This window comes from Mucilaginibacter sp. P1_A3, from assembly GCF_056406855.1.
Genome location: NZ_JBFTZJ010000008.1, coordinates 305226 through 329481, shown reverse-complemented (window position 1 = coordinate 329481; position 24256 = coordinate 305226). Strand labels below are relative to the sequence as shown.

At 42.3% G+C, this 24256-nt stretch carries 28 protein-coding genes and 1 riboswitch; of the genes, 15 read left to right on the top strand and 13 right to left on the bottom strand.

The annotated features are described in order from the left end of the window. Positions 1 to 55 precede the first annotated feature (55 nt). A complete protein-coding gene (locus tag AC1D0K_RS18945) occupies positions 56 to 421 on the top strand; it encodes an ApeI family dehydratase (protein ID WP_477392126.1) in 366 nt (121 codons plus the stop codon). Then, entirely contained in the window at positions 418 to 1878 is a 1461-nt protein-coding gene (locus AC1D0K_RS18940; RefSeq protein WP_477392125.1) for a cation:proton antiporter domain-containing protein, read from the top strand. Before AC1D0K_RS18945 ends, AC1D0K_RS18940 begins: the two co-directional genes overlap by 4 nt. Here AC1D0K_RS18940 and flxY read toward each other — a convergent pair. Together flxY and acpS are read right to left on the bottom strand one after the other, a co-directional pair. Beyond that, a complete protein-coding gene (flxY, locus tag AC1D0K_RS18935; RefSeq protein ID WP_477392124.1) occupies positions 1859 to 3160 on the bottom strand; it encodes a flexirubin biosynthesis putative acyl-CoA ligase FlxY in 1302 nt (433 codons plus the stop codon). The genes AC1D0K_RS18940 and flxY overlap by 20 nt on opposite strands. After that, positions 3157 to 3531 (bottom strand): holo-ACP synthase, encoded by a 375-nt coding sequence (gene acpS, locus AC1D0K_RS18930; RefSeq protein ID WP_477392150.1) that lies wholly within the window; start codon positions 3529 to 3531, stop codon positions 3157 to 3159. The genes flxY and acpS overlap by 4 nt, the downstream gene beginning before the upstream one ends. Before the next feature lie 500 nt (positions 3532 to 4031). On the opposite strand from acpS, the gene AC1D0K_RS18925 reads away from it, so the two are divergent. From AC1D0K_RS18925 to AC1D0K_RS18895, 7 genes are read left to right on the top strand one after another with little or no spacing between them, the layout of a single operon-like run. Next, complete coding sequence (locus AC1D0K_RS18925; RefSeq protein ID WP_295720566.1) at positions 4032 to 4289, top strand: acyl carrier protein; 258 nt, start codon at positions 4032 to 4034, stop codon at positions 4287 to 4289. Then, positions 4289 to 5167 carry an LpxL/LpxP family acyltransferase gene (locus AC1D0K_RS18920; protein ID WP_477392123.1) on the top strand — a complete coding sequence of 293 codons (879 nt, stop codon included), beginning with the start codon at positions 4289 to 4291 and terminating at the stop codon, positions 5165 to 5167. Before AC1D0K_RS18925 ends, AC1D0K_RS18920 begins: the two co-directional genes overlap by 1 nt. 33 nt (positions 5168 to 5200) lie before the next feature. Beyond that, on the top strand, positions 5201 to 6328 hold the full coding sequence (locus AC1D0K_RS18915; protein ID WP_477392122.1) for a beta-ketoacyl synthase N-terminal-like domain-containing protein: 1128 nt from the start codon (positions 5201 to 5203) through the stop codon (positions 6326 to 6328). Positions 6329 to 6363: 35 nt separating this feature from the next. After that, positions 6364 to 7014 (top strand): hypothetical protein, encoded by a 651-nt coding sequence (locus tag AC1D0K_RS18910; protein WP_477392121.1) that lies wholly within the window; start codon positions 6364 to 6366, stop codon positions 7012 to 7014. Continuing rightward, positions 6998 to 8221, top strand: a complete 1224-nt coding sequence (locus tag AC1D0K_RS18905) for a beta-ketoacyl-[acyl-carrier-protein] synthase family protein (RefSeq protein WP_477392120.1) — start codon at positions 6998 to 7000, stop codon at positions 8219 to 8221. Before AC1D0K_RS18910 ends, AC1D0K_RS18905 begins: the two co-directional genes overlap by 17 nt. A gap of 1 nt (position 8222) precedes the next feature. Next, positions 8223 to 9266, top strand: a complete 1044-nt coding sequence (locus AC1D0K_RS18900) for a beta-ketoacyl synthase chain length factor (RefSeq protein ID WP_477392119.1) — start codon at positions 8223 to 8225, stop codon at positions 9264 to 9266. Continuing rightward, the gene (locus AC1D0K_RS18895) at positions 9260 to 10033 is read left to right on the top strand and encodes a polysaccharide deacetylase family protein (protein ID WP_477392118.1); all 774 of its coding nucleotides are present in this window, start codon (positions 9260 to 9262) and stop codon (positions 10031 to 10033) included. Before AC1D0K_RS18900 ends, AC1D0K_RS18895 begins: the two co-directional genes overlap by 7 nt. A gap of 21 nt (positions 10034 to 10054) precedes the next feature. Here AC1D0K_RS18895 and AC1D0K_RS18890 read toward each other — a convergent pair whose 3' ends face one another. The 10 genes from AC1D0K_RS18890 to AC1D0K_RS18845 are packed head-to-tail and all read right to left on the bottom strand — an operon-like array spanning position 10055 to position 18599. Further along, the gene (locus tag AC1D0K_RS18890; protein WP_477392117.1) at positions 10055 to 11104 is read right to left on the bottom strand and encodes a hypothetical protein; all 1050 of its coding nucleotides are present in this window, start codon (positions 11102 to 11104) and stop codon (positions 10055 to 10057) included. After that, entirely contained in the window at positions 11101 to 12291 is a 1191-nt protein-coding gene (locus AC1D0K_RS18885) for a beta-ketoacyl-[acyl-carrier-protein] synthase family protein (RefSeq protein ID WP_477392116.1), read from the bottom strand. The genes AC1D0K_RS18890 and AC1D0K_RS18885 overlap by 4 nt, the downstream gene beginning before the upstream one ends. Before the next feature lie 11 nt (positions 12292 to 12302). Beyond that, positions 12303 to 12569: a phosphopantetheine-binding protein gene (locus AC1D0K_RS18880; protein ID WP_295720582.1), complete on the bottom strand. Its 267-nt coding sequence runs from the start codon at positions 12567 to 12569 to the stop codon at positions 12303 to 12305. Between the two features lie 3 nt (positions 12570 to 12572). Beyond that, entirely contained in the window at positions 12573 to 13856 is a 1284-nt protein-coding gene (locus AC1D0K_RS18875; RefSeq protein ID WP_477392115.1) for an ABC transporter permease, read from the bottom strand. Next, positions 13856 to 14602, bottom strand: coding sequence for an ABC transporter ATP-binding protein (locus AC1D0K_RS18870; RefSeq protein ID WP_477392114.1), 747 nt, complete (start codon positions 14600 to 14602; stop codon positions 13856 to 13858). Before AC1D0K_RS18870 ends, AC1D0K_RS18875 begins: the two co-directional genes overlap by 1 nt. Beyond that, positions 14599 to 15615 carry a BtrH-related acyltransferase DarH gene (darH, locus tag AC1D0K_RS18865; protein ID WP_477392113.1) on the bottom strand — a complete coding sequence of 339 codons (1017 nt, stop codon included), beginning with the start codon at positions 15613 to 15615 and terminating at the stop codon, positions 14599 to 14601. The genes AC1D0K_RS18870 and darH overlap by 4 nt, the downstream gene beginning before the upstream one ends. Continuing rightward, positions 15605 to 16012 carry a flexirubin biosynthesis protein DarG gene (gene DarG, locus AC1D0K_RS18860; RefSeq protein WP_295720588.1) on the bottom strand — a complete coding sequence of 136 codons (408 nt, stop codon included), beginning with the start codon at positions 16010 to 16012 and terminating at the stop codon, positions 15605 to 15607. The genes darH and DarG overlap by 11 nt, the downstream gene beginning before the upstream one ends. 19 nt (positions 16013 to 16031) lie before the next feature. Next, positions 16032 to 17180 (bottom strand): dialkylresorcinol biosynthesis protein DarB, encoded by a 1149-nt coding sequence (gene darB, locus AC1D0K_RS18855; RefSeq protein ID WP_295720590.1) that lies wholly within the window; start codon positions 17178 to 17180, stop codon positions 16032 to 16034. A 7-nt stretch (positions 17181 to 17187) separates the two neighbouring features. Beyond that, positions 17188 to 18087 carry a hypothetical protein gene (locus tag AC1D0K_RS18850; protein ID WP_477392112.1) on the bottom strand — a complete coding sequence of 300 codons (900 nt, stop codon included), beginning with the start codon at positions 18085 to 18087 and terminating at the stop codon, positions 17188 to 17190. Further along, positions 18087 to 18599 (bottom strand): hypothetical protein, encoded by a 513-nt coding sequence (locus tag AC1D0K_RS18845; protein WP_477392111.1) that lies wholly within the window; start codon positions 18597 to 18599, stop codon positions 18087 to 18089. The genes AC1D0K_RS18850 and AC1D0K_RS18845 overlap by 1 nt, the downstream gene beginning before the upstream one ends. A gap of 316 nt (positions 18600 to 18915) precedes the next feature. On the opposite strand from AC1D0K_RS18845, the gene AC1D0K_RS18840 reads away from it, so the two are divergent. From AC1D0K_RS18840 to AC1D0K_RS18815, 6 genes are all read left to right on the top strand, one after another. Further along, positions 18916 to 19722, top strand: a complete 807-nt coding sequence (locus AC1D0K_RS18840; protein WP_477392110.1) for an SDR family oxidoreductase — start codon at positions 18916 to 18918, stop codon at positions 19720 to 19722. 17 nt (positions 19723 to 19739) lie between these two features. Then, the gene (locus AC1D0K_RS18835; protein ID WP_295720596.1) at positions 19740 to 20201 is read left to right on the top strand and encodes a 3-hydroxyacyl-ACP dehydratase FabZ family protein; all 462 of its coding nucleotides are present in this window, start codon (positions 19740 to 19742) and stop codon (positions 20199 to 20201) included. Next, the gene (locus AC1D0K_RS18830; protein ID WP_477392109.1) at positions 20198 to 21499 is read left to right on the top strand and encodes a beta-ketoacyl-[acyl-carrier-protein] synthase family protein; all 1302 of its coding nucleotides are present in this window, start codon (positions 20198 to 20200) and stop codon (positions 21497 to 21499) included. The genes AC1D0K_RS18835 and AC1D0K_RS18830 overlap by 4 nt, the downstream gene beginning before the upstream one ends. Continuing rightward, positions 21474 to 21731 (top strand): acyl carrier protein, encoded by a 258-nt coding sequence (locus AC1D0K_RS18825; protein ID WP_295720600.1) that lies wholly within the window; start codon positions 21474 to 21476, stop codon positions 21729 to 21731. Before AC1D0K_RS18830 ends, AC1D0K_RS18825 begins: the two co-directional genes overlap by 26 nt. Then, entirely contained in the window at positions 21728 to 22399 is a 672-nt protein-coding gene (locus AC1D0K_RS18820) for a 4'-phosphopantetheinyl transferase superfamily protein (protein ID WP_477392108.1), read from the top strand. The genes AC1D0K_RS18825 and AC1D0K_RS18820 overlap by 4 nt, the downstream gene beginning before the upstream one ends. Before the next feature lie 159 nt (positions 22400 to 22558). After that, the gene (locus AC1D0K_RS18815; RefSeq protein WP_477441740.1) at positions 22559 to 23425 is read left to right on the top strand and encodes a hypothetical protein; all 867 of its coding nucleotides are present in this window, start codon (positions 22559 to 22561) and stop codon (positions 23423 to 23425) included. Here AC1D0K_RS18815 and AC1D0K_RS18810 read toward each other — a convergent pair. Next, positions 23414 to 23899, bottom strand: coding sequence for a hypothetical protein (locus tag AC1D0K_RS18810; RefSeq protein WP_477397682.1), 486 nt, complete (start codon positions 23897 to 23899; stop codon positions 23414 to 23416). The two genes, AC1D0K_RS18815 and AC1D0K_RS18810, sit on opposite strands and share 12 nt — an antisense overlap. Positions 23900 to 23994: 95 nt before the next feature. Continuing rightward, positions 23995 to 24059: riboswitch (Fluoride riboswitch) on the top strand. Positions 24060 to 24256 lie beyond the last annotated feature (197 nt).

The following is a 24256-nucleotide window of genomic DNA, read 5'->3' as shown; positions in this document are numbered from 1 at the left end:
TCTGAAGGTTCAAAGCTTTCAGCTTTCAGCCTTCGGCTTTCAGCAAAAAAATCGTATGCTCCAGGAATCCTTTTTTCAGTTTACTACACCGCAAACCGAGGGGAATACCTCAAAAACTACCATTACCCTGAATGCGGCTCATCAGATATTTGAAGGGCATTTTCCCGGGCAACCAGTTGTGCCTGGCGTTTGTATGATGCAAATGGTTAAGGAGGTTTTGGAACACCTTATTGGTACAAAGACAAAGCTGGTAAAAGCAGGGGATATGAAGTTTTTGGCGATATTAAACCCACAGGTAAACAACACTGCCGATTTGCAGATAACCTACACTGCCGCAGACGGTGATACGTTAAAGGTAGATGCCATGATTCAACATGAGGCCTCCACTTTTTTTAAATTTAAAGGCGTATTTAAAAGATGAAGAAATTCAGAAACATATTTTTTTATATCATCCTCATCGGCGGATTTTCCTTTTTAATTTACCTGGCATTAACCGCCGGTAACGAGCTTGAACAAGGGCGGCACATAATTAAACTGGCGGCAAGCAACAAAAGTTCCATGCATCAGTTTACAGATGGATTGGTAAAAAACCAAACCGGGCCGCTGGCTACTTTGCTGGCACAAATAGCGGTTATTATTGTAGCCGGCAATATAGCAGGATGGGTTTGTAAAAAGCTTGGTCAACCGCGTGTTATCGGCGAAATTTTTGCTGGCATAGCTTTAGGCCCCTCGCTTGTAGGTCGGTTTTTCCCGGCATTTTCGCATGCCATTTTCCCGGCTCAATCATTAGGACCACTGCAGTTTTTAAGCCAGATTGGCTTAATCATATTCATGTTTGTAATAGGGATGGAGCTTGATCTGCGCGCCATCAAAAACAAAAGTAAAGATGCCATCGTCATCAGTCATGCCAGTATCATCGTTCCGTTTACCTTAGGTATCGGTCTGGCTTATTTCATTTACCAATCCTTAGCACCTGCGGGTATACCGTTCTTTTCGTTTGGCTTGTTCATGGGTATTTCTATGAGTATCACCGCGTTCCCTGTTTTGGCCCGCATTTGCCAGGAACGGGGTATCAACAAAACACGCCTTGGCGCTTTGGTAATTACTTGCGCTGCGGCCGATGACATCACAGCCTGGTGCTTGCTTACTGTTGTTATAGCGGTAGTTAAGGCAGGTTCTGTAATGAGTTTTGTTTATACCGCAATAATGGCTATTGTGTATGTAGTAATTATGCTGAAGGGAGTAAAACCACTTTTAAAGCTCATTTATAGCCGCAACATCAGGCCCGGTTACGTGGGTATGCCGGTAGCTATGTTTTTTTTGACGCTGATCATTTCATCTTACGCCACCGAATCTATTGGCATCCATGCCCTGTTTGGTGCTTTTATGGCCGGCATTGTGATGCCCGATAATATTACCTTCAGAGGGGTGTTTGTGGAACGGATAAAGGATGTAGCCCTGTTTTTATTACTGCCCCTATTTTTTGTATTTACCGGGCTGCGCACACAAATAGGCTTACTCAATGATGCCTACCTGTGGGGCGTTTGTGCAATAACTATACTGGTAGCCGTTACAGGTAAGTTTGTTGGCAGTGCGTCAGCGGCCAAATTTGTTGGCCAAAGCTGGAAAGATAGCCTATCAATAGGCGCCTTAATGAACACCCGAGGCCTGGTCGAATTGATTGTATTGAATATTGGTTACGATCTGGGCGTACTAAATAAAGAGGTGTTTGCCATATTGGTTATTATGGCACTGGTAACCACAATTATGACAGTGCCTATATTAAACCTGCTGGATAAGATCTTCGGCAAATCACCATCAGAAGAAGAACTTCCGGATGAATTGCCCGAAGATATTTTTATTTCCGGCGATCAATAAATTTAAACGGTTTTCTGCCCGATTCCTTATACTGCATTTTCTGGATCTCGTCATACTGTACATACGTAACATGCGGACTAACCCGCAACCTGGCCTGTAAATTGGCCCTGATCTTACGGTCGCACTCATCGGTATAATTGATGGGCAGGATATGCAGCAACACCTCATCCATGCCAATCTCGTTGGAGTAAACCTCGGCCACAAAATCCAAAATCTCTTCCATCCCGTTCAGCAGGTCAAAAAGCGAAGGGGGATAAAGTGTAGTTCCCTTAAACTTAATCATCTGCTTTTTACGGCCAATTATAGATGATAGGCGCAAGGTTGTTCTTCCGCATTCACAGGGCTCGTCATAATATTGGCAAATATCACCGGTTTTGTAGCGCAGCAAGGGCATACCTTCAACACCCAGGGTGGTAATGGTTACCTCTCCCGGCTCGCCGGGGGCTACTTGCTGGTTATGCTCATCAAGCAGTTCAACAATCAGCAATTCGGGCTGGTGGTGACCTCCTTTTCCATGCCCGCACTCTGTAAAAGCTGTTTGCATTTCGGTTGAGGCATAGGTAGAGTAGAGTTTGATGTCCCAGGCATCCGTAATTTTTTTACCAAGGATGTTGAGCGAAAAATCGGTATTGCGAATATTTTCACCAATACAAATGGCTTTTTTTACCGTGCTTGAATTAATATCGATATGATGCTCGGTAGCATACTGAATCAGCTTGTGGATGAATGAGGGCACAGCAACAATCGCGGTCGGTTTTAACCTTAAAATGGTATCCCACTGCAATGAAGGCACTCCCGGACCAAGGCGAATAATACCCGCGCCAATCATCCGGATGCCCGAATAATAAGCCAAGCCGGCCATAAACTGCCTGTCGAGCGTGAGCATCAGCTGGTACACATCATCGGGACTGCCATCGGCACAAATAAACGAACTGTATTCGTTATAGGTAAGTCGCTGCAGGTCATTCTCGGTAAGTGCGATAGTAACCGGGCTGCCCAATGTGCCCGATGTAGAACTGTATTCAATGATCTTATCGCGGCCTACGCACATAAAATCATCATTCCGTGTCTGCAGGTCTTCTTTAACGGTAGTCGGGATGCGTTTCAGATCATCCAGCGTTTTAATATCGGCAATATCGATATTGTTAGCCGCAAACAATTCTTTATAAAACGGCGAATTTTGGTTAAGATAGGCCAGTAATTGCTGCAGTTTTTGTTCCTGCATAGCTACTATCTCTTCACTTGACTGGTATATTGGTGTATGTGTTAATGGAGTAGTCACTTTTCTATAATTACGATGGCGGATGCTATTGTTTTAAGATGGGTTAATGATACGGAAATTTTCAATGGTCCTTGTTCCTTTAACAATTCGGCAGTTTGGCCAATAAGTGTAAGTTCGGGTTTTCCGTCGGCATTATTGCTAATCTCAACCTCATTAAATGCGGTTCCGTTTAGCCAACCTGTGCCAAGCGCTTTAAAGAATGCCTCTTTTGCGGCAAAGCGGGCAGCGTAATGCTGGTACTTATCGGCCATAGCTTCGCAGTAACTGATTTCCACTGGCGAAAATACCAACTCCCGAAAGCCCATATCCTTTCCAATTTTGCTGGCCACACGGTCAACTTCTATCATATCTATCCCAACACCGGTAACCACCAATCAGTTTTTTTAAGTTTAAGTTTTTTTTAAGATCCCTTGTGACCTTTTTTCACGCTTAAGCGTCTTCTACAAAAATAATATTTGATTTATCTTTTAGAGTATGTAATTGCAGCTATGATAACTGTTTAAACATTTTATTTGGCTATTCACAAAAGATGAGCAAATGTTTTTATTATTTTGTATTTTTGCGGCGTTATTGAATTATTTTTTAATTACGTGTTATAGTATTTTCCTAAATGTAGAGGCTGGGTGCAGGAGGAGTAAGGAGTAGGGATTTAAAAAAGTTCATAAGGTTGTCTTGCTACCCGTAAGCCAACAAAATACCTAAATCGTTCTTTACACTGTTAACAAAATCAACAAATTTCAGAATACTTTTAATTGGTATATAAACAGCACCAATTAAATAATATATTTTAAACTTTTACAACCTATTACACTAACGTTTGGATGTACCCTGATTCAGCCCAAATGTTGGCCTAATTAATTTAAACAAGATCATGCAAATTGAAGAGATCATTGCGAAAATAAATTCTTTCCTGTCTGAAGAATTCGAGGTAGATCAAGATACAATTACACCCGATGCAGTTTTAAAAGATACTCTTGGCTTGGACAGCCTTGACTATATTGACCTTGTAGTGGTAATAGAAACCAACTTTTCATTTAAAGTACAGCCCGAAGATTTCGCCGGCATTATTACTTTCCAGGATTTTTACAATTACGTGGTAGCTAAAGTACAGCCGAAGGAGCTGGTATAATGTCGTCCTGGAAAGGAAAATCTAAAGGAAAACCCTGGGGGTATTCTATTTTTCTGGCTATCTTAAAATGGGCCGGAGTTACTCCTGCTTACTTTCTTTTAAGGTTTGTTTCCTTTTATTACGTCATTTTTTCCTATCAGTCGTCAAAAAGTATCTATTACTATTTCCATCAGCGACTGGGCTACACGCGCCTGAAATCGCTGTTTAAGGTTTACCAAAACTATTACATTTTTGGCCAAAGTATTATCGATAAGGTAGTTGTGATGGCTGGCATCCCCAATAAATTCACTTTTGAATTTGATGGCAAGCAAAATCTGCACCAGATAGCAGCCATGAATAAAGGCGGCCTGCTGTTAAGCGCGCATATAGGCAGCTGGGAAATTGCCGGCAACCTGCTTAACACCATCAATACACGCATTAACATTGTAATGTATGACGGCGAAGACCAGCAGATAAAAGCCTTTATGGAAAAAGTTACGGGCAAATACAGCGTTAACATCATCGTGATCAAAGACGACATTTCGCATATATTTAAAATAAACGAAGCTTTCCAGAATAATGAACTGGTATGTATTCATGCCGACAGGTATCTGGAAGGCAATAAGACCATCACCAAAAACTTTTTGGGCGAGGATGCCAAATTTCCGTTAGGGCCATTTGTTTTGGCGGCCAAATTTAAAGTACCTGTAGCCTATGTATTTGCCATGAAAGAAACTAAGTTTCATTACCATTTTTACGCCAGTACAATAAAGGAATATTTACATTTGGGCAAAGATGCCGGGATGGAGCAAATGACCAATGATTTTGTGGGCGAGATGGAGAAGTACGTAAAAAAGTACCCCGAGCAATGGTATAATTATTATAACTTTTGGCAATAAAACAACTTGATGAGAGGAACTGTTCAATAAGCGATGAAATCTGTTTTTATTGTTGCCGATAATATCCTGTCGCCGGTTGGCGGCACCTCTGCCGAAAACTTTGATAGGCTTACCCAAAATATCTCGGGTGTTAAACAACATGCAGGAGGCTCGCGCTCTGATGTGCCTTTCTATGCTTCGTTATTTAATGACGACCAACAATTTGTAGCAGACCAAAATAATTACACAAAATTTGAGCAACTGCTTATTGCCTCCATTAGCGACGCGTTAAAAGATAGTGAGATTGACTGCGCAGATAAAAAAACGATCCTCATTATCTCTACCACAAAAGGCAATATCAGCATGCTGGAAACAGCGGCCGATGATCCCGAACTAAACAACCGGATTGCGCTTAGTACTTCGGCAAAACTGGTTGCTGGGCATTTTGGTTTTATAAATCAGCCTTTAATTGTTTCACATGCCTGTATCTCGGGCCTGGTAGCACTTATTACAGGGATGCGCTTATTGCAAACCGGCCAGTATGAAAACGCGGTTGTTGTTGGGGCCGATGTGATTACCAAATTTGTATTGTCAGGCTTTCAATCATTCCAGGCTATCAGCTCAGCGCCATGCAAGCCATTTGATGCCACCCGCGATGGTATTAATTTAGGCGAAGGCGTGGGTACGGTGATCCTTTCATCAAACGCTAAATATGCCAATGGCATAAAACTGGCAGGTGGCTCCATCAGCAACGATGCCAACCATATTTCGGGCCCATCCAAAACCGGCGAAGAACTCTTTTATGCCATAGAGGGTGCATTAAAAAGCGCGGGCATTGAGCCGGAAGCGATAGACTTTATCTCAGCCCATGGCACCGCCACCATTTATAACGATGAAATGGAGGCAAAGGCTATCAACCTGGCAGGCATGGAAACTATCCCGGTTAATAGTCTTAAAGGATATTTTGGCCACACGTTAGGTGCATCGGGCATCATTGAAACCATTATAGCCGCCCACTCCTTGCAACAAAACGTGATTATCCCCACAAAGGGCTTTAATAAATTGGGGCTAAGCCAATCCATAAATGTGAGCCATAAACTACAATATCTACCTTTAACCAATTGCCTTAAAACAGCATCGGGTTTTGGGGGATGTAACGCGGCAATTGTACTTACTAAATAAAGCCGAAAGCAATTAAATATAAATAGCAACAAATATTGACAGCAAATAACCATATCACTTCCCATTGCGTAATCAGCAATAATGTTGTTTACAGCAATGGCCTGCCTGTATTTGAAAATAAAGACGCCGACGCCGGGGCTTTCCTGCTTTCTGTTTACCAGTTCCTGGAGGTAAAATATCCTAAGTTTTACAAAATGGATAACCTGTCAAAAATGGGTTTACTGGCTGCAGAGGTTTTACTGAAAAACAACCCCATTAGCGAACTCTATCAGGAGAACGAAATTGGCATTGTATTAACCAATGCCAACTCCAGCCTGGATGCCGATATTAAATACTATGAGGGGGCCAAAACGGTTGCCAGTCCGGCATTGTTTGTTTATACGTTACCCAACATTGTTATTGGCGAAATCAGCATTAAAAACAAGTTTAAGGGCGAGAACGCGTTTTTTGTTTTTGAAACTTTTGACGCCGCTTTTGTAGAGCAATACGTGGCATATTTATTAAATAACAATATATTGCAGGCCTGCATTTGTGGCTGGGTTGATCTGCTGAAAGAAGATTACAAAGCGGTTTTGTACCTGGTAGAAAAACGCGAAAGCGATGCATCGGTACCGTTCACTGTAGAAAATATAAACAAAATTTACCTGTCGGATACAGAAAAACCCGGCAATGATATTGGAGCATAAGATGAGTCAATCTGTTTTTGTAGCGGGAGTAGGTGTAATTTCGGGCATTGGTAATAACACCGCCGAATGCCTCAGCGCGCTCGAAAACAGCCAGGCGGGTATTGATAAGATCAGGTATTTGGATACGGTTCATAAGGATACATTCCCTGTTGCCGAGGTTAAATTAAGCAATGATGAGCTGGCCGCACTTTCTGGCTTTGGCCCGGGTATCAGCCGCACGGCCATGCTGAGTTTGATAGCCACACGGGAAGCATTGCATAGCGCGGGAATAGAAAATTTCTCCTCCTTGCGTACAGGTTTCATATCGGCTAACACCGTTGGCGGGATGGATAAAACCGAAGATTTTTTTACCCAATTTATGGCTAATCCTAAAGCCGGCCACTTAAGGAATGTAGTTAACCATGAATGCGGTAAGGTTACCGAACTGGTAGCAGATCAACTCGGAATAAAAAACTACGTAAGCACCATCAGCACGGCTTGCTCTTCATCGGCAAATGCCATTATGTACGGCGCAAGGCTAATCAAAAACAATATACTTGATGTAGTTATCGCCGGCGGTACAGATGCGCTAACCCGGTTCACGCTAAACGGGTTCAACACCCTTATGATACTGGATAACGAATTTTGCCAGCCCTTTGATGCCAATCGCCGGGGTTTAAACCTGGGTGAGGGTGCCGGTTATGTCACTTTGGTATCTGAGCGCGTGGCCGCATCGCTTAAAACATCGCCATACTGCGCACTTAGTGGTTATTGCAACGCCAACGATGCCTACCACCAAACGGCTTCATCGCCCGATGGAACCGGCTCTTATATGGCCATGCAGGGCGCTTTAAAAATGAGCGGTTTAAACCCCAGAGATATCGGTTACATTAACCTGCATGGTACCGGCACACAAAACAATGATAATTCCGAAGGGACGGCTATAAAAAGACTATTTGAGCCGCACTACCCTAAAATGAGCTCCACCAAATCGTTCACCGGGCATACGCTGGGGGCAAGCGCGGGCATCGAGGCCGTATTTTCGGCATTATCTGTTCAGCAGGGACTAATCTATCCAAACCTGAGATTTGAAACCCGGATAGAGGACCTGCCTTTTGCGCCCGAGACAAGCTTTACCAGGCAACCCGAATTGAAACATGTACTCTCCAACTCGTTTGGCTTTGGGGGCAATTGTTCATCACTCATATTTTCAAAACTGCAGGATTGATATGTATATACGTGCAACAGGAAACATATCGCCACAAAAAACATTTGGCAACGCACCGTTCCCGGGAGAGGTTGTTGCCTATGAGGGCAACCGCTTAACCTGCATTACGCCGGATTATAAAGAACTTATTGATCCTAAACTCATCCGCCGCATGAGCAGGGTGATCAAGATGGGTGTAGCATCGGCCATGGCCTGTTTAAAGGAGGCCGGGGTAACTACACCGGATGCCATTATCACAGGAACTGCCTATGGCTGTTTGGAAGATACCGGCGTATTTCTGAGCAAAATGATTGAGCGGGGCGAAGAATTGCTTACGCCAACATCTTTCATACAATCAACCCATAACACTATTGGGGCGCAGGTGGCGCTGCTGCTGCATTGCCATGAATACAATAACACGTTCGTAAATGGCGGTTCCTCTTTTGAGTGCTCCCTGCTGGATGCGCAAATGCTGTTACAGGAAGGCGAAGCTAAAAACATATTGGTAGGAGGGATAGATGAAATTACCGACATCAGCCATGGGATACTAAGCCGGTTTGGTTTGTACAAACAAGACGATGTTTCAAATCTCGATTTATATAACACTTCCTCAAAAGGTACTATTGCAGGTGAAGGTTCCGCGTTTTTCCTGTTGACTAATGAGGCTTCAGAAAATGACCTGGCGAAGCTGGATGCCATAACAACCTTTTATAAACCGGGAAGTTTTGCAGAAGTTGAACAGCAGCTCTCTTCTTTTTTATCGGCTCAAAATATCAGTGTTGACGATATTGATCTGATCATAACCGGCAAAAATGGCGATGCTAAAAATGACGAAGTTTACCATCATTTAGGCAAAACCCTGTTTAATAAAAATACCGCTATCAACTACAAGCATCTATGCGGCGAATATCCAACATCATCTGCTTTTGCATTGTGGTATGCCGCCCATATCATCAAAACAAACAGGATACCGGGCACGGCACATGCCACCCAGCTTAAAAAAGTGCTCATTTATAACCACTACCAAAACACCTATCATTCCCTAATGTTGCTATCGGCGTGCTGACATTCAAAAACACCAATATTGCGTTGATTGTATTGCTGGCGCTAACCATTGCAGCCGATAAAATGTATGGTGTAAGCTGGCTGATTTATGCGGCAGTTATATTGATTTATTCGCTCGTTGTTGCCTACGGCTGCTACTTTGTTAACTCCAACTTTTTTATGCCGGTGTATTGCTCGGCAAAAACTACGGAGAAAGTGATCGCCATTACCTTTGATGATGGTCCGGTAGCGGATGGAACGCCTGAACTTTTACAGATACTAAAGAACGCTAACGTTGAGGCCGCTTTTTTTTTCATCGGTAACCGGATAGCGGGGAATGAAGAGATCATTAAACAGCTGAATACCGAAGGGCATATCATAGGCAACCACAGCTTTACACATGCTGCTTTGTTTGATATGTACCCGGCAAAAAAGATGCTTGCAGAAATGCGACAGACGGATAGTGCGCTATACCAGGTAATTGGCAGAAAGCCGAGACTCTTTCGCCCGCCCTATGGCGTGATGAACCCCAATTTAAAAAACGCCATAGTTGAGGGTAATTATTTACCTATAGGCTGGAATGTACGTTCATACGATACCATGAGTAAGGATGCTGATCAATTGTTTAACAAAGTAAGTGCTAAAATTAAACCCGGCGCGATATTCCTTTTTCATGATACCTGCAAAAACCCCGTTGCCATGCTGCCCCGGTTTATTGAATTTGCTAAATCCAAAGGCTATAAAATTATAAGGGTAGATAAAATGCTGGAACTGCCGGCCTATGCCTGACGAACAAAATGCCTCAATAGCTTAGGGTATACTTACCAGCATGCAGCTATGCTGAGCCGTTTTATGCGTATTATAGATCAATATATTTTTAAATCCCACTGCTGTACCACCCTTTTTTAACATGTGTTCAGGAACAGCTACCTGCCCGCTTACAAAATTACAGGCCAGCCAAAGCGCAAATGATGATGCTGTAGGATATTCGCCGCACAGGTGTTTAAAGCGGGCAACGGGCGTTTCGCTATCCAGCAATAGTTCACAGGCTGTATAATAATTCAAGGCGCGCTTATCGCCGTTTTCGCCACTTAAAAGGAGGTCTATTTTTTCGCCCTGCGGCAATTTTTTTAACAGGAAATTTTTGATGTGCTCCTTTACAACATCAACATCCGTATTGTGAATGGTGGTAATGGCCTTCAATTGTGCTAAGGCGTTTGTTTTATTATTGCTCACATAAAACATCGCGGCACCTTCGCCAGATAAACTTCCATTGGTATTTGATTTATAGAGATCCTTATTGGGGCAATCCTCTTTTTTAAACCAGTCGGCAAGGGTGTCCAGCGTGTAATTGTTGGCGCATATCTCATCAACACCACCTAACAGATAGGTGCTTTGAGGGTTTTCGTTCAGTAACATTGCGGTATCTATCACCGCGTTTTCAAAGGCCAGTCCCCGGTGTACATGAGTAATATTATAGCTTTTATTATTGCTGATCAGCGCAATTTGCGATGATATGGTATTTGGTGTACCCTGTACAAAATTGCCCGGCGTAAGCATATCCTCATCATACTCTATGATCTGGTTCAAAAACTTACCGTTCTCTTCCATCCCGCTTACCTGGGTACCAATAATAATTCCGTCGGGTTGGCTGCTATCAGCAAGCAAGGGGAGTGCCGCTCCGCATCCCATCCGGGTGCTTTTGCTCATCCGGCGTATGGCATTAGCCGTAAAAGCAGGGTAGGGAGGCTCTAAAACTTTTAATTTATTATCAACGGATGCATGCAACTGTTCAATATCGATATCCCCAAAAGTTTGTTGGGGCGATATGCAATTGGTTTTGTTTATATAGAACATCATGCCTTTGAAAAAATTAATGATGTACAATTACCACCAAAACCAAACGAGTTTGACATAACGTGATTTATTTTTGCCGGCTTATAAGTCAAAACCGGCTGCACTCCAATACCAGTTATTGGCTGCTTAAAATTCAAATTAGGATATAACTCCTGCCTATCAATATTTAAGATACTATACACGGCCTCAATAGCGCTGGCCGCCCCAAGCGTATGCCCTGTAAAACCCTTTGTAGATGCAAAATTGGGCAGTGTGCCAAACAGGTTCAGCATCGCACGGCTTTCTACCTCGTCATTATTTTCGGTACCGGTGCCATGGGCGTTTATGAAATCAATATCAGCAGGGTTTAATTTAGCATTGCCTAAAGCATTCTTCATCGCCAAATATGGACCATCGCCACCTGGCGATAATGACGACGGATGATAAGCATCGTTGGCATTACCATAACCGCTCACCGCCGCGTATACTTTTTTATCGCCGGCATCGGCTTCTTTTTCCAATACCAAAAACGCAGCGCCTTCGCCTAAATTAAGTCCCTTGCGGTTTTCATCAAATGGTGTACAAGCTTCATCGGATAGGATGCGGAGTGCGTTAAAGCCATTAACAGTAAATTTTGCAAGGCTATCTGTCCCGCCAACAATTACCCGCCGGGCCAATCCATTCTTTATCAACCGGCAACCATACATAATAGCATTTGCCGATGAAGAACAGGCCGTGTTCATGGTGTTTACCACCCCGGTCATTTTATAGCGGGATTGTATGAACAGATTTACTGACGCGTAATCATATGATCCCACATATTCAATATTTTCATGATCACCATGCGTATTAGCATAAAGCTCATCGGTAAGGCACATGCCGCCAACTGTAGTTGCACCTACCAGCGCGGTATCATCAGCAGTTAGTTGCCCATCTGTTAACCCGGCATTAGCAATGGCTTCATTAAAAGCATGAAGTGCCAGCAGGGTAGTGCGGGTAACACCGGGCTCCGTAACATGAAGCCCTGCTCTCAGATCCGCGGTACTCATCAAAACCTCAGCAAATGGCAGGATACCCGCATACCGCGAAGGAAAATTACCTCCACCTTTTATGATACCGGTTTTGCCATTTACCAGCGCAATATGATTCTCAACTACGGAGGTACCAATAGCACTGATCACTCCCATACCGGTTACCAGGATCCTGTCCAATGTTTTAAACTTTATTTTTCTCTGTGTTGTTCAATATATGCAGCCATCGTGTTTACATCAATCAATACTTTACGACCCTCTTTAGGATCTTGTATATTGATGCCGTACTCCCGTTTCAAAAGTACAATCAGTTCCAGCGAATCGATGGAATCAAGGCCCAGGCCATCACCAAATAACGGCTCATCGTTTTTAATGTCTGCCGGCGTAAGGTCGGTTAAGTTAAGGAATTGAATGATCTGAACCTTTAACTTTTCCTTTAATTCTGCTATTTCCATCATTATCTATATTAAATTTTTTCTTTTTAAACCAAGGTACGTTACCGCCTGAAACGCTATGGTAATAGCCACCAGTGGTATTATACTAATCATTACATCCTTTAAGCCCGCGCCCTCTAAAAATAAGCCATAATATGCTTGTATACACCAATGTAATGGCGATAACTGACTAATTGTTTTTAATGCGCCCGGCATTACAAAAGATGGCACCATTAAACCGCCAATAGCCGCTAATATTACAATAGATACCGCCCCAAAACCGTTGGCCTGTTCCTGCGTATTTGCAAAAACGCCAATGCAAATGGCATAGCTTACCGCACAATACCCACAGGCCAAAGTAACAATAAACAGGCCGAAAATGTCGGCCGGTAAATTCAGCGCCGGCAAATTAATGTACGGAAAAAACCACAACCCTAATGAAAATATCACTAAGGCTTGAAACATGGTAACGCCTAAATATGTTATTTGCTTTGATAGCAGCCCCACCGCGTAATTAGTTGGCAATGTTTTTAGCCTGATAAAACTGCCACTTACCTTCTCCCTTACCACGCTGCCGCTTAACGACATGATGATGAAGAACATGGCAAATATTGTCCATGCCGGTACATTATGCTGTGTTGCGTTTGGCGCTTTTAAGCTGCCGTTTTTTGAAACAGGAACCTGATTAATCTCGGCTTTGCCATTCAGCATTTCGTTTTCCAGTTGCTGCGGCATCTCCTTTTCGTTAATGGCAAAGTAAAGTGTGCGCAAGGTTTCACGGCTCTCTACAATTTGCAGGGCACTTGCCAGGGCACCGTTTACCGAAAACCGTATTGATTCTGGTATCGATGGGTTGTAATATAATATAAGCGGCGTGGCCCCTGTTAACTTTACTTCTTTGGCAGAATCAGCCTGCAAGCCAAAACTTTTCAATGCTTTGTTTGATGAGCTGTTGGCTTTGGCTTCTATTTTTACCGAAAAATCCGGGGGAATGGTCACGGCCAGCATAGCATCGTTAGCGTGCATTCCATCGGCAATTTGCTGCGCGTTTAGCTTTTTATCAACCTGCGCCACCTTAAACATCCCTATCTTATTGATGGTAGCTATCAACTGTGTACTTAACTTCCCGGCATCTTTATTACAAACCACTACTGTAAGCTTGTTTTTATTCATGAGCTGAAAAGTGCTGTTCTGTATGGTGGTTACTACAATAACCAAAATCACAGGCATAATAAACATAAGTGAAATGCCCACCTTATCGCGCAGCAAAACCCTCACATCTTTTACTATGGAAGCCCAGAGTTTAAACATTAGTTTCTGAAATCCTTTCCGGTTAAATTTAAAAACAGATCTTCTAAATTCTGATGGTCATATTCTTCCAACAGCTTATCTAAATTACCCTCGCGTACAATTCTGCCGTTATCAATTAAGGCTATCCGCTCGCACAAACCCTCTGCCTCACTTAACTGGTGCGATGTGTATATTAAAGTTGTGCCCTTGTCATTTAACTCTTTTAAATAATTAATGATAGCGTGCCGGGTTTGCACATCAACCCCTACGGTTGGTTCATCTAAAAAAAGTATTTTGGGATTATGGATCACGCCGATAGCCAGGTTAATCCGTCTTTTCATACCGCCACTAAAATTCTGAACAGGTTTATCGCTTACGTGTGATAAGCCCAGAATCTCCAACAACTCCTTAGTGCGTTGCGCTATCTGTTTGCTGTTTAAGCCGTACCAGGCGCCAAAAAACTCCAGGTTCTCTACCGGGCTTAACTCCTGGTAAAAAGAAAAATCCTGCGGTACAAAACCAAACAGCTTATTTACCGCCTTGCTTTTTGTACCGATGCTGTGCCCCAGCAGTTCTATCTTTCCTGTATCGGCAACCAGCAAGCCGGTCATCAAATTCATTAACGTGGTTTTACCGGCACCGTTGGGGCCAAATAAGCCAAAACGTTCGCCTCCGGCTATCTTTAAATTAAGGCCGTCATAAGTAATTCCGGAATTACCAGGATAATGAAACCCCAGGTTTTCGATATTTACAGCTAAGGAGCTCATGACTGCCATTTTATATTTTTGAGAACCGTAAAGGCATTCTTTTCTATTTCGGCTATCTCAAACAAGTAATCGCCCATCACATTAAAATCAGCCTGACTGCCAATACGCCCCTTGTATATCCCTGCTGCCTGCACCGCGGCTGTACGCCACAGATCACCGGCCTGGGTAAACATTTCTGATGCCCGAAGCAAGGTATCATTTGGTAAATAATCATTTGCCTGTTGTAAAAACGCGGCATATATATACCTGAAACCACCGCCACCGGTGCCAATTTCCTCCTGCATCCGTACCAATTGGGCCAGGTAAAGACCGGCATCATGCAATCCTAATTTATCGCGCCAGCCTTTAATTTTATTGCCAGTATATTTTATACCATTTACACCAGCAAACCAACCGGGAATGGATAACATATTAAACACGTTTTTCTTGATTCCGCTTTTGATGGCGCTCCTTATTTGCTCATCAGTAATTTCATTTTGATTGCCCGGATAATACAATTGGCCCCTGGGTGCTAATGCTCCTTTGGCAAAACGCACACGCTCCAACTCATAGCTGGTTAGGGTTGTGGCATGTTCCATAATTGGATCGCTGATGAGGTAGTTATCATCTTCCTTACCAAAAACAATCAGGTTATGGGCGTTAAAATGAAACCGGTATTCCTTTGGAAAGTACGACAGGTAGTAAACCCCCACCTGGCAACCCACCGGGTTCCCGGCATTAAGGCTCTCCAATAAAAAAGATTCCGCACGCTCTTTTGAGCTGAACTTTTTCTGCACCACCGGTACACCCAATGATTTACATGTGCGGTTAAATATAAAACCAGGCATCGACCTAAAGGCGATAGCCGGTCCGTTGTTCACCTTTATCAGGGGCACGTATACAAAAAACAAACCTGCACCAATGCCAAAAGCCAGTGGCTCCGTTATTTTACCGTTTGATATTTTCTTTAATAAATTACTGGTAACCCCCGATTCGCAATGTGCCGCCTGTCCGTGTTCAAAATCAATCTTCATGCACATCCATACTTTTTAGCTCGTCGACCTTTACATTAAAGGCCGCGGCATATTTTTTCAATTTTGTTTCTGATAGTTTATTAAATACTTCGGGTTTTAAATGGCGCTTTATCTGCCATTTCCAAAACCCGGTATAATCTGCTAAAATACTAAAGTCCATCAGTCTTAACTCCATAAAAAACAGGAGTGGACTGGCCTCATTATTTAAAACCTGTTGCTTTGCTTTAGCAATGCGCCCATCAATCTCCTCCCAGGCTACATCAAGCGCTTTTATTTTAACATCCCAGCCGTTGCTTAGCTGGGTAACATACTTTCCTGTACTATCGGTTGCGTAGCATACTTCCCTGGTTATTTTTCCAAGCGAACTCAGGTCCTGGGGTACGTTTTCTTTTTTCATGGTATATACACCTTTCCGCTTAACATACGGTAAGCATCGCATACATATACGAGAATCTTGAACTCTCGGGTACCAAAAGTAGGATCTTTTCACCCACCTTCAGTTTACCGCTATGAAACAACTCGTTAATCATGAGGTAAACCGATGCCGCCCCAACGTTACCTACGGTAAACAGGTTCATGAACCATTTTTCGTAAGGGATGCCACCGCCGTATACCTCAACCATTTCATAAATTTTCGGTCTGAAAAAATCGCTGGAGATATGTGGTAAAAAGTAATCAATATCCTGGGTTGTTAACCCTCTTCTTTCAAAGATCTCTTTAATTTTCTGCCCCCCAAGCGGAACGATATTGTCGCTCAGTAAGCTAATATCCTGCTTCACGCTAAAGATAGATTTGTTCTTGATCTCTTCGGGTGTAAAATCCATAAATCCCTTCAGGCTGCCATCGTCCTGCTTTTCGGCCCCCATATACATACAGGCATCCATCTGGTTGGCGTAGGATACACCCTCAATCCATTCTACCCGCAGACTTAGGCCTGTTTCATTAGGTTTATCGGTCATTAAAAATGCCGAAGCACCATCAGACAACATCCACCTTAAAAAATCTTTTTGAAACGCTATGTATGGATTCTCCGTAAGCTCCTTCAATTTTTGAGCTTCTTCCTCAAATACATCGGAAACCAATAAGCCCGAAAACTTTTCAGATCCGGTTGCTACCGCCTGCTTAACCTCGCCCGATTTGATGGCCAGGTAGGCATATTTTAAAGCGTGCATTCCTGCGCAGCAAACTCCAGATGGCGACACTACTTCAATAGCACCAGCCTCTGGCAACCAGCCATGTGTCATTACACCGTGGCTCGGCATCATTTGGTCTGGCGATGAGGTGCCGCATGATAGTAATTCCGTTTCTTCTATTTTGGCTTCGGTATTTTTAAATAGTTCCCTTACCGCCAGGGCTGTCATTTCCGCATTGGTATGGGTAGATTTTTTATTTTTATCTAATGCGTAATACCTGGTTTTAATGCCATTGTTACGCAGTACAATTTTTTTTGATTTTGATGGTTTGTTGTCAATATAACCCAAATACAGTTCCATATCATCACTCGCGACAGGCTCGTTAGGAAGAAAAGCAGATGTAGTATTTATATAAACCTGATTAAAAGACATGTAAGTATTAATTTAGTTGTAAATAGTAGTTCTTTCTGGCTTCGATCCTATCACCAAAAAATGGTCGTATAAAAATCATATCCAGAATTAATAATATAGGTGCACCAATAAACAAGGCAATAAAAAGATAATATTTAAATGCCGCAATCCAGAGCTCCTTTTTTTTGCGTTTGGCAATAAATTTAGCCCATACTGCAAAAATAATTTTCGCCTTTCCCTCAATAAACATCAGCGGGTATTTTATGTGAACCGCTTCAAGGTTCATGAGTTCGTATTGCAGGCTTTCCCAGTATTCCATATTGATCCTGAAGGCTATCGCCCGCCCAAATTTAGCGGTATCTAATATTTCCTGCTCATCAATACCGGGCTTAGGGAATATATTAAGATAACGTTCTTTTTTACCGGTTAGCATCCAGTAAAAAATGGTAACAAAACTTATGGGGTTAGGATTTCTATCAACCAGCGCTATATTGCCTACCAGTTTAGCCCCTGCATCCTGGAGAGATTTGCGAACCCGTTCAAAAGCATTTAACCACATGTTGCGCGCGGCGCTGATGGTAACAACCGGTGTACCTTTTAACACTCTTAAAAAATCCGGGTGGTTAAGCAGGGAATTTGAAGGAATACTTGGCGATAAAAACCAGGGCTGATAACCCAAAATAATCAGATCGTACTTTGTTTCTTTTAAAGTAAAAGGCTGAATTTGGGCCGGCACACTTAAAACACAATCGGGCATCACATTAAAAAAACTGGATCCCGTCCATGGAAAAGGATAATTATCCACCATTTTTATAACAACCTTTTCAACCGAAAAGCCTTCATCAATAATCGGCTGGGTAAATGAGTCGATGATTTCGCCCATCTGTCCGGATTGGGTATAGTAAATAACTAAAACTTTTTTATCCATTACGCTGCCGGTTTAAGGTCTTCTGTGTGCAATACCTTTGAGGTTTTGCTATAGTCAACTACCGCACGTTGTACAACAGGCGATAGGCTGTTAAAGTTTTTTACCACCATATTTTTATCGTTTTCAATATCTGCACGGTAATGAACAATTTTGGGGGCCTTTTCCTGGATCACCAATCTAAGGAAATGCAGATCGGTATTATCCGGATCGGCAAGTAAGGCTGTTTCCAGCTTTATGCGTCCGGCTTTAAAAAATCGTAGTTTATCTTTAGGCTTACCAACCAGGCTGGCTTTTTTCATTAATAAAGCGCCTTCGTACCCCTCTTTCAGGTCGGTACCTGCATCGGTAAAAACGGATAATTCCTGGTTTATTTCGTCCACATTATCAGATGCCATTGCTTTATAAAAAGCGGCTTTCTCTAGTTTTTGCGCCCAGCCCTTTGTACTTCCGGCAAGCAAAATCCCCAGAAATAAACAAACAAAAGTAACGGGCCTTTTTATATAACTCTTCATAAACCTAACCAAATGTAATAAATAATACGTGCAGCACAAACCAACTGTTGCTTTACGGATATAGTAGTATGCCCAACCCTTTAACCGGCAATTAGTTTTAAATTTTTACCGCCGGCTAAATTAAAGCAACACGATATAAGATGTTTTATATTGATAATGGTTTAACCTATAGCCTAATAAATAGCATTTGGACCATTAAAAATCGGTTTTCTTTCGCTTACTTTGGGGTTTGAATTTTTTTGAGGAACTTAATAGCATAAATATTTAACAGTATCTTCCCAAGCATAAAGTATAACATTAGCAATAAGCGGTTTACATGGATAAAACTCAACAGTTTGCTGGCTCATGGGCGGTAATTTTAGGCGGATCAAGTGGCTTTGGGTTTGCCGCTTTACAAAAGTTAGCAGCACATGGCATGAACATTGCCCTTTTGTATCGGGAAACCGCTATTACAGAAAAACCACTTAAAGAACAACTAACTCAAATAGCAGCAGAAAACAGTGTAACCATTTTACCTTTTAATATAAACGCGCTTGAGCAAACCGGTCGCGATTTATTTTTAAAACAATTTGCCCAGCTTGTTGTACATAAACATTGTGTTAAGTTATTGCTGCATTCCATAGCCCGTGGTAATTTAAAACCATTGGCAGCAGTGGCCAATAACGACCCCGTTCTTTCAATTGAAGATATACAGGCAACAACCTACGCCATGAGCAACAGTTTATTGGACTGGACAAGGCTACTGTTGGAGGCTGAGCTTTTTAACCCTGATGCCCGGGTAATTGGTTTAACCAGCGATGGCGTTCATAAATACTGGGAAAGCTACGCGGCGGTATCCATTGCAAAGGCATCACTGGAGAGCCTTACCAGGTATATGGCAGTTGAATTTAGCCGTTACGGATTAAAAACAAACCTGATACAGGCGGGAGTTACCGAAACGCCATCCTTAAAAAGGATTCCGGGCAGCGATAAACTGATATCGCTGGCCGCGGCTAACAACCCAATGGGGCGCATAACTATGCCAACAGATGTGGCAAATGTAATTTACATGCTTTGTACCGATGAAGCATTTTGGATAAATGGTTCATTAATTCATGTAGACGGGGGTGAACATTGTTTGTAATTATTAGTTTTTGATACATGATGAATAACCATATACTTAATCATTTACCCTATAAATCAACGTTTCGCTTTATTGATAACATTACATCGTTGAATGAGGATGGTGTTACGGGCGATTTCACGTTGAAGCAGGACGCCTTTTTTTACGAAGACCATTTTGAAGGCAACCCGGTTACACCCGGTGTTATCATTACAGAAATTATGGCCCAGATAGGATTGGTGGTACTGGGTATATTTTTAATATTGAAGGAGCCAGGGAACGATTTTACCAGCGACTCCTCCTTATATCCCGTACTTACCTCAACCGATGTTTCTTTTTATAAAATGGTATTACCCGGTCAAAAAGTTACCGTTATTTCCAAAAAACAGTATTTCCGTTTTGGAAAACTGAAGTGTACTGTGGAGATGCTGGACAGCTCAAAGGAGATTGTAGCAAGAGGAACATTTGCCGGCATTATTAAACATATTGACTTAAAATGAGCAGGCGTGTTGTAGTTACAGGAATGGGCGTGGTATCGCCAAACGGAATAGGCATCAGCGCTTTTTTAAATGCCATACAAAACGGCATATCGGGCATAAAATTTATGCCCCTTTACGAAGAATTAAAGTTTAGCTGCCAGGTTGCGGGCAAACCCAGCTTTGTATTAGAAGATCTTAAAAATAAAAATTACATATCCGAAGTTACTTTTCACGGTTTAAAAGGCACCAACATCGGCTATGGCTTAATGGCCGCCCTTGATGCCTGGACAGATGCCGGCTTAACTTATGATACCGATGAGCCCCGCTGGGAAACCGGATGCATTTTTGGAAACAGCGTATCTGATACAGAGGCCATGAAAAATGTAATTACCCGGGTTGATAACAAAGAGGTAAAAAAATTAGGCTCGCGCGTGGTTGAACAAGCCATGAACAGCGGCGTAACCTCCTATATATCCGGCAGATTAGGCCTGGGTAATAAGGTGATCACCAATTCGGCAGCCTGCGCAACGGGTACACAGGCCATTTTAATGGGCTACGAAACTATTAAAGATGGCTATGCCAAACGGATGCTGGTTGGCAGCAGCGAATATGTGGATACCTATGTATTCGGTTCGTTTGATTCTATGCGGGTACTATCCCGTAAGTTTAACCATGAGCCAGAAAAGGCATCACGCCCAATGAGCGTAACGGCCGGCGGCTTTGTTCCCGGATCGGGCGCAGCCGCATTGGTTTTAGAAGACCTTGAATTTGCCCTTGCACGCGGTGCAAAAATTTATGCCGAAGTTTTAGGCGGATCGGCCAACAGCGGCGGCCAGCGCACAGGCGGATCAATGACTGCAGCCAATCCGCTGGGTGTAATAAGATGTATAGAGGAAGCCATGGCCAATTCCCAAATCACGGGGCAGCAAGTTGATCTCATCAGCGGCCACCTTACTGCCACTAATGCCGATATGCAGGAAATTCAAAACTGGTGTAAGGCCCTGAACAGATCGGGAGATGATTTTCCGTTGATGAATTCCCTCAAATCAATGATCGGTCATTGCTTAAGCGCGGCTGGGTCTATTGAATCTGTGGCATCAATATTGCAAATTGTACATGGGTTTGCACATCCAAACATTAACCTTGATGACCCTAATCCGGAAATAAGTAAACATATCAACTTAAACCGTTTGCCTACTTCTGTAGTCAATAAAGATATAAATATAGTTGCTAAGGCCAACTTTGGCTTTGGCGACGTAAATACCTGCTTAATATTTTCTAAATTTAACCCTGATGACACGACAAGAAATTTTAATTGAACTAAGAAAAGTTTTATCGCCATATACCCTTGATAAAGAAACACTGGCTAACATTGATGAAGGCACCAACCTTATTACAGACTTGAAAATAAACTCGGCCAATCTTGTTGATATCATTATTGACGCCGAAACCAAATACAACATTGAAATAGATTACGACGCTGCCGATAAAATGGTAAATGTGGGCGGCTGTATTGATGTAATAGAAGAAAAGACAAACCAGCAAATATGATCTTAAGTGCCGGTAATGATATTGTAGACCTTGGTACAATTAACGCTACGCGTACAAAAGAACCAAGGTTTTATACAAAATTTATTACCGGTACCGAAACGGTATTACACAACCAGTCCCACCTGGCCGATATGCCGTTTGAGTATTTTGTATGGATGCTATGGTCGGTTAAAGAATCTGTTTACAAATTCATACAAAGGCATCATCCTGGCCTTGTTTTTTCTCCCTCAAAAATTACTGTTGAACAAATTGAATTGCAACGGGAGGCTTCCATCCCGGCAATAACCCAAGCCCAAATTGAAGCTAAAGGCTTTGCCGGGCTAACTACTTATAACAGTATTATTGCCTTTGGTACAGATAACTTCTATTCCATATCGATAGTCAATTCAAATTATATAGCTTCAACTGTAAACAACAGCAAGGATTTTGAAAATATATACTGGGGCATTAAACATATTGACCAAACCGAGCCTGAAAATCAATCAAGAGCGGTAAGGCAATTCCTTTTAAAAAAGCTGGCTTTTGTTTTTGACACGGATGATTTACATATTATTAAAAACAGTTCCGGATGCCCGGTTTTATTCAATGGAGATAATAGGGCAGATATCCCGATTTCATTGGCTCATCATGGTCATTATGTAGCTTATGCTTTTCCTAATCTCCAATAACAATCCTATATAGCTCAAGGAGTTTTCTGTAAGTTTATATCCTCCAATCAGCAACATTTAGCGCAACGATACGTAAAACACTACCTGATTATCTGTTTGTTTACGAAAGCCAAACCATGCTGTTTGTTTAAGCGTAAAACGCGCAACGACATCAATTATATGAAAAGATCTGTTAAGTTAGTGCTGTTAGCTGTAGCCTTTGTTGCTGTAGGACTGGGGTATTATTTTAACAAGCGATATGCCTTAGAGAAAAGATATGCATCGGTACCCGAAAAACGGCACAAGAACAATACTTTACGGATAGGGATCATCGGCGATAGCTGGGCAACCGGCATTTCATTGGATACCATCATAAGCGATGAGTTTTTAAGGCGCGGTATAAAAACGGAGGTCATTTCCTTTGGCGAGCCGGAGGCAAAAACGAAAGATATTTATGACAATTTATATGCCGGACCGGGTACACCTTATTCAAGCAGTGAGATACTGCATCATAACCTTGATTACTGTATAATTTTGGCCGGAACAAGTGATGCAGCGGGTGAAATGGGTGCAAAGTTTTATGCCTATTACAGTTCGCTTATCATCGGCGATTTGGCAAAAAACAATATTGAGCCGGTTTTTGTAACCATGCCAGATTTTGGTTTCAAGGAGGTTACCGATAGTTTAGGAATATTAAAAAAAGTGCGCAATGAGGTAAGCTCATTAATTATTGATAATGGCAGCACCGGAAATTTGGATGATTACCGCAAGCAGGTAAGTGAAGTTTTAAAAGACACCCACCTGCAGGATTCTGCCATTGTGGTCCCCTTTAACCTGGTATGCGATAACTATCAAAAACATAAGATATTGTATCGTAACAACAGCCATCTTTCAACCGCCGGGAAGCAAAAAATGGGAAGAATTATAGTGCAGTATATTTTAAATAAAATAAATCAGGGCAATTTGCATTCGCCACCAGCCGGAATAGGAGCACCTAATATTGCCAGTTCAAAACCGCTGGCCAATTTACGCCGTTCAGGAAGTTAAGGCTGCTATCTTTTTAATATCGCGATAACAAATATACAGCGGGATAAAACCAAAGATGCCGAAACAGCAATCGATACAACGCCAGTAAATGGGGATTCCCCGGATTGGTCCTGCAATAAATGCCAACGGGAACACCATAACACAGGCTATCATCCCGAACTGGATTATCCAGATATTTTTAACCGGATCTTTTAACGGGCCGATGAACACTGTGGCAATAACCAGGTGGCCAAATGCCAGCCAATCGGTACCATAACTCAAATAGGGATAGTTTTCATTGGTTGTTTTTACCGCCAGGTAAACCTTTATTAACCAATCATGCATAAAGGATGGAAATATATTGGCGTGTGCTGCAAAAAACGCCAGTTCGCTTTCAATTGGGAAAGCCGTAACGCCACTTAATACCAAACCGATGATGAATACAATAACCCAGGTTTTTACTTTTTTGCGCAGATGCAGTTCGGTTTGTATCATGGGCTGAAATTAAAGATTATTTCGAGCTTGTATAAAACTTTCTGTGGTACCCGCGCAGATTTATACAGAAACCAATTCAATAGTTTTTTCTATATTTGTTTTAAGGAAATGGTGTCTTCCTATTTAACCGCCCTAAAAAGCTGATGGCGCCTACAATAATTAACCAGTGGAATTTATTCCGCGCTAATTTTTTGTAGGTGAAAAAACTTCTGATCAAATCCATTTTAAAGACACTCCGCCGTTTAATACAGCGCGTTTTTCCTTTCTCCCATTCAATATCATTTAAGGTATCCGGCATCAATATTTCTGTATTGAAGTTTCTCTGCATCGTTAACAATCAATCAATTTTAAAACTAA

What these genes read in the sequence shown, in the direction of transcription:
- AC1D0K_RS18945 (WP_477392126.1), top strand. Translation starts at nt 56, where the DNA reads ATGCTCCAGGAATCCTTTTTTCAGTTTACTACACCGCAAACCGAGGGG.
- AC1D0K_RS18940 (WP_477392125.1), top strand. Translation starts at nt 418, where the DNA reads ATGAAGAAATTCAGAAACATATTTTTTTATATCATCCTCATCGGCGGA.
- AC1D0K_RS18925 (WP_295720566.1), top strand. Translation starts at nt 4,032, where the DNA reads ATGCAAATTGAAGAGATCATTGCGAAAATAAATTCTTTCCTGTCTGAA.
- AC1D0K_RS18920 (WP_477392123.1), top strand. Translation starts at nt 4,289, where the DNA reads ATGTCGTCCTGGAAAGGAAAATCTAAAGGAAAACCCTGGGGGTATTCT.
- AC1D0K_RS18915 (WP_477392122.1), top strand. Translation starts at nt 5,201, where the DNA reads ATGAAATCTGTTTTTATTGTTGCCGATAATATCCTGTCGCCGGTTGGC.
- AC1D0K_RS18905 (WP_477392120.1), top strand. Translation starts at nt 6,998, where the DNA reads ATGATATTGGAGCATAAGATGAGTCAATCTGTTTTTGTAGCGGGAGTA.
- AC1D0K_RS18900 (WP_477392119.1), top strand. Translation starts at nt 8,223, where the DNA reads ATGTATATACGTGCAACAGGAAACATATCGCCACAAAAAACATTTGGC.
- AC1D0K_RS18890 (WP_477392117.1), bottom strand. Translation starts at nt 11,104, where the DNA reads ATGATGTTCTATATAAACAAAACCAATTGCATATCGCCCCAACAAACT.
- AC1D0K_RS18880 (WP_295720582.1), bottom strand. Translation starts at nt 12,569, where the DNA reads ATGATGGAAATAGCAGAATTAAAGGAAAAGTTAAAGGTTCAGATCATT.
- AC1D0K_RS18875 (WP_477392115.1), bottom strand. Translation starts at nt 13,856, where the DNA reads ATGTTTAAACTCTGGGCTTCCATAGTAAAAGATGTGAGGGTTTTGCTG.
- AC1D0K_RS18870 (WP_477392114.1), bottom strand. Translation starts at nt 14,602, where the DNA reads ATGAGCTCCTTAGCTGTAAATATCGAAAACCTGGGGTTTCATTATCCT.
- darH (WP_477392113.1), bottom strand. Translation starts at nt 15,615, where the DNA reads ATGAAGATTGATTTTGAACACGGACAGGCGGCACATTGCGAATCGGGG.
- DarG (WP_295720588.1), bottom strand. Translation starts at nt 16,012, where the DNA reads ATGAAAAAAGAAAACGTACCCCAGGACCTGAGTTCGCTTGGAAAAATA.
- darB (WP_295720590.1), bottom strand. Translation starts at nt 17,180, where the DNA reads ATGTCTTTTAATCAGGTTTATATAAATACTACATCTGCTTTTCTTCCT.
- AC1D0K_RS18850 (WP_477392112.1), bottom strand. Translation starts at nt 18,087, where the DNA reads ATGGATAAAAAAGTTTTAGTTATTTACTATACCCAATCCGGACAGATG.
- AC1D0K_RS18845 (WP_477392111.1), bottom strand. Translation starts at nt 18,599, where the DNA reads ATGAAGAGTTATATAAAAAGGCCCGTTACTTTTGTTTGTTTATTTCTG.
- AC1D0K_RS18840 (WP_477392110.1), top strand. Translation starts at nt 18,916, where the DNA reads ATGGATAAAACTCAACAGTTTGCTGGCTCATGGGCGGTAATTTTAGGC.
- AC1D0K_RS18835 (WP_295720596.1), top strand. Translation starts at nt 19,740, where the DNA reads ATGATGAATAACCATATACTTAATCATTTACCCTATAAATCAACGTTT.
- AC1D0K_RS18830 (WP_477392109.1), top strand. Translation starts at nt 20,198, where the DNA reads ATGAGCAGGCGTGTTGTAGTTACAGGAATGGGCGTGGTATCGCCAAAC.
- AC1D0K_RS18825 (WP_295720600.1), top strand. Translation starts at nt 21,474, where the DNA reads ATGACACGACAAGAAATTTTAATTGAACTAAGAAAAGTTTTATCGCCA.
- AC1D0K_RS18820 (WP_477392108.1), top strand. Translation starts at nt 21,728, where the DNA reads ATGATCTTAAGTGCCGGTAATGATATTGTAGACCTTGGTACAATTAAC.
- AC1D0K_RS18815 (WP_477441740.1), top strand. Translation starts at nt 22,559, where the DNA reads ATGAAAAGATCTGTTAAGTTAGTGCTGTTAGCTGTAGCCTTTGTTGCT.
- AC1D0K_RS18810 (WP_477397682.1), bottom strand. Translation starts at nt 23,899, where the DNA reads ATGATACAAACCGAACTGCATCTGCGCAAAAAAGTAAAAACCTGGGTT.